The 6,287-nt window shown below is 67.9% G+C and carries 5 protein-coding genes and 1 pseudogene; 2 read left to right on the top strand and 4 right to left on the bottom strand.

Annotated elements, in window-relative coordinates; genetic code table 11:
• The 4 genes from I0Q12_RS16165 to I0Q12_RS16150 all read right to left on the bottom strand — a co-directional run.
• A partial coding sequence (locus I0Q12_RS16165; RefSeq protein ID WP_197252878.1) for a TIGR03619 family F420-dependent LLM class oxidoreductase occupies window positions 1-602 on the bottom strand: 602 nt, incomplete at its 3' end.
• Between the two features lie 12 nt (window positions 603-614).
• Complete coding sequence (locus I0Q12_RS16160; RefSeq protein WP_197252877.1) at window positions 615-1,790, bottom strand: thiolase domain-containing protein; 1,176 nt, start codon at window positions 1,788-1,790, stop codon at window positions 615-617.
• A 1-nt stretch (window position 1,791) separates the two neighbouring features.
• Window positions 1,792-2,853 carry a thiolase domain-containing protein gene (locus I0Q12_RS16155; protein ID WP_197252876.1) on the bottom strand — a complete coding sequence of 354 codons (1,062 nt, stop codon included), beginning with the start codon at window positions 2,851-2,853 and terminating at the stop codon, window positions 1,792-1,794.
• Between the two features lie 15 nt (window positions 2,854-2,868).
• Window positions 2,869-3,840, bottom strand: coding sequence for an OB-fold nucleic acid binding domain-containing protein (locus I0Q12_RS16150; protein WP_197252875.1), 972 nt, complete (start codon window positions 3,838-3,840; stop codon window positions 2,869-2,871).
• Between the two features lie 91 nt (window positions 3,841-3,931).
• Between I0Q12_RS16150 and I0Q12_RS16145 the strand changes: the two are divergent.
• Window positions 3,932-4,844: pseudogene (locus I0Q12_RS16145) on the top strand (LLM class F420-dependent oxidoreductase); the annotation flags it as partial.
• Between the two features lie 355 nt (window positions 4,845-5,199).
• Window positions 5,200-6,219, top strand: a complete 1,020-nt coding sequence (locus I0Q12_RS16140; RefSeq protein ID WP_231610788.1) for a hypothetical protein — start codon at window positions 5,200-5,202, stop codon at window positions 6,217-6,219.
• Window positions 6,220-6,287 lie beyond the last annotated feature (68 nt).

The raw sequence follows: 6,287 nt of genomic DNA, 5'->3' as shown, positions 1-6,287 counted from the left end.
GAGGTCCACCCGTCGCCGACCCGTGCCGCGCGACGCAACGCCGCGTCGGTGTGCCCGCCGATGTAGAACGGCACGGGCTTGCTCGGTGCCGGGCTCATCTGCAACCGGTCGAAGTCGAAGAACTCACCGTGGTGCTCGACCATGCCGCCGCCGAGGATCAGCTTGATGACCTCGATCATCTCGTCGACGCGCTTGCCCCGCTTCGAGTACGGTGCGCCGCACCACTCGAATTCTTCCGGTGCCCAACCGATTCCGACGCCGAATCCGAAGCGGTTGCCGGTGAGGTTGGCGACCGACCCGACCTGCCGGGCCAGGAGCACCGGGTTTCGGGAACCCAGCTTGAGCACCTGGGTGTAGAACTCGATCGTCGAGGTCACCGCCCCCATCGCGGCGGCGGCGATCAACGGATCGACCCACGGGGTGTCCGGGGTCCACATCCGCGAACCGTCCGGCGTGTACGGATAGTCGACCGTCTGCTTCTCCATGAAGAACAGCGAATCCGGCAGCGCGATCGACGAGAATCCGCACTCCTCGGCGGTTCTCGCGAGTCCCGGGAGCTGGTCCAGCGGCGTCATCGCGACACCGACGGTGAATTTGACCATGACCCGTCCCTTCTAGTGCGTCGGACGTTCGGAGGAGACGACCCACATCGAGAAGTACTGGGAGCCACCACCGTACGCGTGGCCGAGGGCCTTGCGCGCACCGTCGACCTGATGCTCGCCGGCCTTGCCCATCACCTGGATCGCGGCCTCCGCGAACCGGATCATGCCGGACGCGCCGATCGGATTCGACGAGAGCACGCCGCCCGACATGTTCAGCGGGATGCGACCGCCGATCGCGGTCTCGCCGGCCTCGGTGAGCTTCCAGCCGGAGCCCTCCTCGGCGAACCCGAGGTTCTCGAGCCACATCGGCTCGAACCACGAGAACGGCACATAGATTTCGCCGCAGTCGATCTCGGTGATCGGGTCGGTGATGCCCGCGTCCTTCCACAGCGCGGCCGCAGCGACGCGGCCCGCCTCCGGGTTCACCTGGTCGCGGCCGGAGTAGGTGGTGGGTTCGGTGCGCATCGCCGTCGCGTGGATCCACGCGACCTTGTGCCCGCCGGATTCGCGGGCCGCGGCCGTGTCGGCGTCGCCGATCACGATGGCGCACGCGCCGTCGGAGGACGGGCACGTCTCGTCGTAGCGGATCGGGTCCCACAGCATCTGGGACGCCTGCACCGACTCGAGAGTGATGTCGGGCTGCTTGAGGTGCGCGTAGGGGTTCTTCGCGCCGTTGAGACGGTCCTTGACCGCGACCATCGCGCCGATGTGCTCGGGGGCGCCCGAGCGGCGGATGTACGAACGCACGTGCGGCGCGAAGTAGCCGCCGGCCCCCGCGCCGACGGGCATCGTGAACGGGACGGGCGTCGACAGCGCCCACATCGCGTTCGACTCGGACTGCTTCTCCCAGGCGACGGCGAGCACGCGGCGGTGCACGCCGGACTGCACGAGGCTCGCGGCGACGTTCGCGGTGGAACCACCCACGGAACCGGCGGTGTGCACGCGCAGCATGGGCTTGCCGGTCGCGCCGATCGCGTCGACCATCGCGAGTTCGGGCATCATCGAACCCTCGAACAGGTCCGGTGCCTTGCCGATGACGACCGCGTCGATGTCGTCCCAGCCGACCTGCGCGTCGAGCATCGCGCGGTCGATGGCTTCACGGACCAGGCCGGCCATGGAGACGTCGTGCCGTTTGGCGACGTAGTGGGTCTGTCCCGTACCGAGGACTGCTGCCGGTTGTTTGGCCATGTCAGTTGCGTCCCTCCAGAACGGCTACCAGATTCTGTTGCAGTACAGGACCACTCGTCGCGTGTGCGAGTGCGCGGCCGGCGCGGCCGTCGATGATCGCCTGCGCGGCGTACCCGATGCGTTCGAGTCCGCCGGAGAACATCGGGTTGCCGGTCAGCGGGCCGCCCGACGGGTTGATCACGGTGGCGTCGCCCAGGCCGATGGCCTCGCGCAGGATCAGTTCCTGATGAGTGAAGGGCGCGTGCAGTTCCGCGATGTCGAAGGCGCTGTCACCGCCGGTCGCCGCCTGCGCCGCGGCCTGCGCGGACGGTGCGGCGGTGAGGTCGCGGGCGCCGAGATTCGGTGAGTCGATGCGGTGTTCGATGCCGGTGATCCAGGCCGGGTTCTCGCACAGTTCGCGGGCGCGGTCGCCGGACGCGAGGACGATCGCGGCGGCACCGTCGGTGACGGGCGCGCAGTCGTGCTTGCGCAGCGGGTCGGCGACGAACGGCTGCGCGAGCAGGTCGTCGACGTCGAAATCGCCGCTGATCTGCGACTTCGGGTTGTCCTTGGCGGCGGCACGGCTGCGCACCGCGATTTCCGCCATCTCGCGTTCGGTCCACTTGCCGGACTCGAGGCCGAAGCGCGCCTGCAGACCGGCGAGGGCGAGCGAGTCGACGCCGAGCGGCGCGACCAGATACGGGTCGAGCTGCATGGTCAGGGTGCGGCGGAGGTTGCCCGCGGAGGACTTGCCGAAGCCGTACACGAGCGCCGTGTCGACCTCGCCGGTGATCAGCTTGACCCACGCCTCGTACAGGGCCCAGGCCGCGTCCATCTCGACGTGCGATTCGTTGATCGGCGGCACGGCACCGATCGCGTCGACCGCGGAGATGAAGGAGAACGCTCGTCCGGCAAGGTAATCCGACGAGCCGGAGCACCAGAAACCGATGTCGCTCTTGGTGATTCCGAGGCGCTCGTACAGTTCGTGGAAGCACGGGACGAGCATTTCGACGCCGTTGGTGGTGCCGGTGGTCTCACGCACGTGGGGTGCGTGGGTGAAGCCGACGACTGCGATGTCTGTCATTGATCCCGATGCTCCCTAGAGGTGGTGTTTGAACGTGTCGTAGTCCGCATCGGGTTCGCCCGTGGGACGGAAGTATTCGACGTTGCGCAGGGTGTGCCCCCACTCCTCGCGCGGTCGCCACTTGGCCTGGACGCGCATGCCCATGCGCACATCGGCGGCGTCGCACTCGAGGATCAGATGCAGGAACGGGATGTCCGCGCCGTCGAGCAGCACGTAGGCCGCGACGTAGGGCGGCTTGATCTGCTGCCCCAGGAACGGGACGTTGACGATGCAGAACGTGGTGACCGTGCCCTTGTCGGACAGCTCCACCTGCTCCTTGGTCGGGATGCCGTCGGTCGGGCTCGAGCCGCGGGGCGGAATGTAGACGGGGTCGCCCGGGCCGGTGCGCCCGCCGATGAACCTGCCTTCGGCGAGACCGCGCAGGTAGTAGGACTCCTCGGCGGAGGCGGTGTGCTTGTAGTGCAGGTCGATCGGGGTGACGATCATCGAGACCGGATCGCCCTCACCGGCGGCCGGCGTCTCGGTGGCCTCACCGGGTTCGAACGCCGCGATGTCGTCGATGTGCCCGACGCGCTCGTCGGCCCAGCGGACCCGCACCCGCATGCCGGTCTCGATGTCTTCGGGGGATTCGACGTCCACCGCGTGCAGGATCGAGGAATCGGCGCCGTCGAGCCGGATGAACGCCCACGCGAACGGGCGGTCGAACGGCTGGCCCGGAAGCGGCAGCTCGTTCCACGTCCAGCTGACGACCGTTCCGGTCTGCCCGACCTCGACGAAATCGAGCAGGGGCTCGTGGGTGACCGGGTCGTACTCCGGCGGCGGAACGAGCACCCGGCCGTCGGAGGCACGTGCCCCCACGATCCGTCCGTCGCGCAGACCGGTGACGAAGGCGCCCACGGTCGGTCCGGTGGATCGGGTGTAGTCGAACTTCAGATTCAGTGGTGCGCTCAGCGGTGGCTCGACAACCGCGCTCTTTCCCAGGCTCACAACTTCGAGTAGAACAGGTTCTAGGATTTGAGGCAAGGGTAGCGTCCGACCAGGCCGGTTCCGCACCGGCGACCATCGCGAAAGGTGCCACATGAAACTGGGATTGCAGCTCGGATACTGGGGCGCACAGCCACCGGCGAACGCACCGGAACTCGTTGCCGCCGCCGAAGCCGCGGGCTACGACGCCGTCTTCACCGCGGAGTCCTGGGGTTCGGACGCATACACCCCGCTCGCCTGGTGGGGCGCCGAGACCGAGCGCCTCCGTCTGGGCACCTCCGTCGTCCAGTTGTCGGCCCGTACGCCGACCGCCACCGCGATGGCGTCACTGACCCTCGACCACCTCAGCGGTGGCCGGCACATCCTCGGACTCGGCGTGTCCGGCCCGCAGGTCGTCGAGGGCTGGTACGGGCAACCGTTCGCCAAGCCGCTCGCCCGCACCCGCGAATACGTCGAGATCGTCCGGAAGGTCCTGGAACGCAAGGAACCGGTGACCAGCGACGGGCCGCACTACCCGATGCCCTACACCGGTGACGGCGCGAGCGGACTCGGCAAGCCGCTCAAGTCCATCACCCATCCGCTCCGCGCCGACATCCCGATCTGGCTCGGCGCCGAAGGACCGAAGAACGTGGCGCTCACCGCGGAGATCGCCGACGGCTGGCTCGCCATCTACTACTCGCCGCGCCTCGCGCCCATGTACAACAAGTGGCTCGACGAGGGCTTCGCCCGTCCCGGCGCCCGGCGCACCCGCGAGGACTTCGAGATCGCCGCGACCTGCCAGGTCGTCGTCACCGACGACAAGGCCGCAACCCTCGCCGCGCAGAAACCGATCATGGCCCTGTACATCGGCGGAATGGGCGCCCCCCGAACTGAACTTCCACGCCCAGGTCTACCGGCGCATGGGCTACGACGCGGTCGTCGAGGAGGTGACCACGTTGTTCCGGTCCGGTCGCAAAGACGAAGCGGCCGCGGTCATTCCGGACGAAATGGTGGCCGAGACGATGATCGTGGGCGACCGGGACGAGGTTCGCGACGGAGTGCGTCGGTGGGAGGACGCAGGGGTGACGATGCTGCTCGTCGCCTGCCGAAACGCCGACCACGTGAGATCGCTGGCGGACGTCGTGCTGGGCTGACCTGTTCCGCCTCCGGCAGGTCCGACGTTCTGTTCCGCCTCCGGCGGTCCGAGCGAGTGTATCCCTCGTCTCCTTCAATCGACTGGGTGTACCACTCGCTCGGCCGAAGGGGGTGGGGGGTCACCCCGAATCGGGGTCGTTGTCCACAGGCGCGCGGTCTATCCACAGATACCGCGGCATCGGCGTCTCGACGTCTCGCGGCCGCCCGGCGGCATCGCATGATCGGCGCATGAGACGAGGAGAATGGGCAGAGGACCCCGAGACGTTGCTCAGGATCGCGAACCACGAAATCATCGCGGATTCGACGTTACGGAGTGTCGGGGTGTCGGGTTCGGCAATCCACGACAGGTGCAGGCCGGGCGGTCCGTGGGAGCGTGTTCTTCCCGGGATCATCCACTTGAAGAACGGGCGGCTGACGGATCACCAACGATCCGTCGCGGCACTGATGTACAGCGGGGAAACGGCCGTCCTGACCGGGCATGCGGCTCTGCGCGAGTACGGATTCGACACCGCCGGATACGAAGCGCACATCCTGCTTCCGGCGGAACAACGCATCCAATCGAAGGGATTTGTGCTGGTGGAACGTACGCGCCGCATGCCGGACCACGTGGGGCGCCGAGGACTTCGCTGTGCGCCGCTCGTTCGTGCCGTCCTCGACGCGGCTCGCCGCTGCACGACGCTGGACGCGACTCGAGCGCTGATCGCTCAGGTCGTGCAGCGGGGAGCGGTAACGGTGCCCCAGCTGTCGGAGGAACTGGAGGCAGGCAGCGGTCGAGGTTCGGCCTTCCCCCGGAAGGTGCTGCGGGAGGTCGCGGCGAACGTACATTCGGTCCCGGAAGTGCACGCACGGAAACTCTGGCTGCGCAGTGGGCTACCGGAGATGGTGTTCAACCGGGACGTCGTCGATGCTCACGGCAGGTTCGTGGCGCGTCCCGACGGCTGGATCGACGAGGTCGCGATGGCCTGGGAGATCGACTCGCTCGCATGGCATCTCTCGCCGGCCGACTACAAGAGGACGCTGGAGCGGCGGACGAGAATGCAGGGTCTGGGCATCATCGTTCTGGCGACCGCACCCAGTGCACTTCGGGACAGCCCGGATCGGGTTCTGACCGAGCTGGTCCGGCACTTCGAGCTGGCGCGGTCGCGTCCACGCCCGAACGTTCGAGTCGTGATTCCCGACGAGGAATCGGGGATCACGGCCGCCACACCCTCCCTCGCACGTGAGCGAGTGGTACACCCAGTCGATTGAAGGAGACGAGGGATACATTCGCTCGGACCGCCGGAGGCGGAACAGAACGTCGGACCTGCCGGAGGCGG

The organism is Rhodococcus sp. CX, from assembly GCF_015865005.1.
GTDB lineage: Bacteria > Actinomycetota > Actinomycetes > Mycobacteriales > Mycobacteriaceae > Rhodococcus.
Note: the sequence above shows the minus strand (reverse complement) of the source record. Positions and strands in the feature narration are given on the sequence as shown.

What these genes read in the sequence shown, in the direction of transcription:
- I0Q12_RS16160 (WP_197252877.1), bottom strand. Translation starts at nt 1,790, where the DNA reads ATGGCCAAACAACCGGCAGCAGTCCTCGGTACGGGACAGACCCACTAC.
- I0Q12_RS16155 (WP_197252876.1), bottom strand. Translation starts at nt 2,853, where the DNA reads ATGACAGACATCGCAGTCGTCGGCTTCACCCACGCACCCCACGTGCGT.
- I0Q12_RS16140 (WP_231610788.1), top strand. Translation starts at nt 5,200, where the DNA reads ATGAGACGAGGAGAATGGGCAGAGGACCCCGAGACGTTGCTCAGGATC.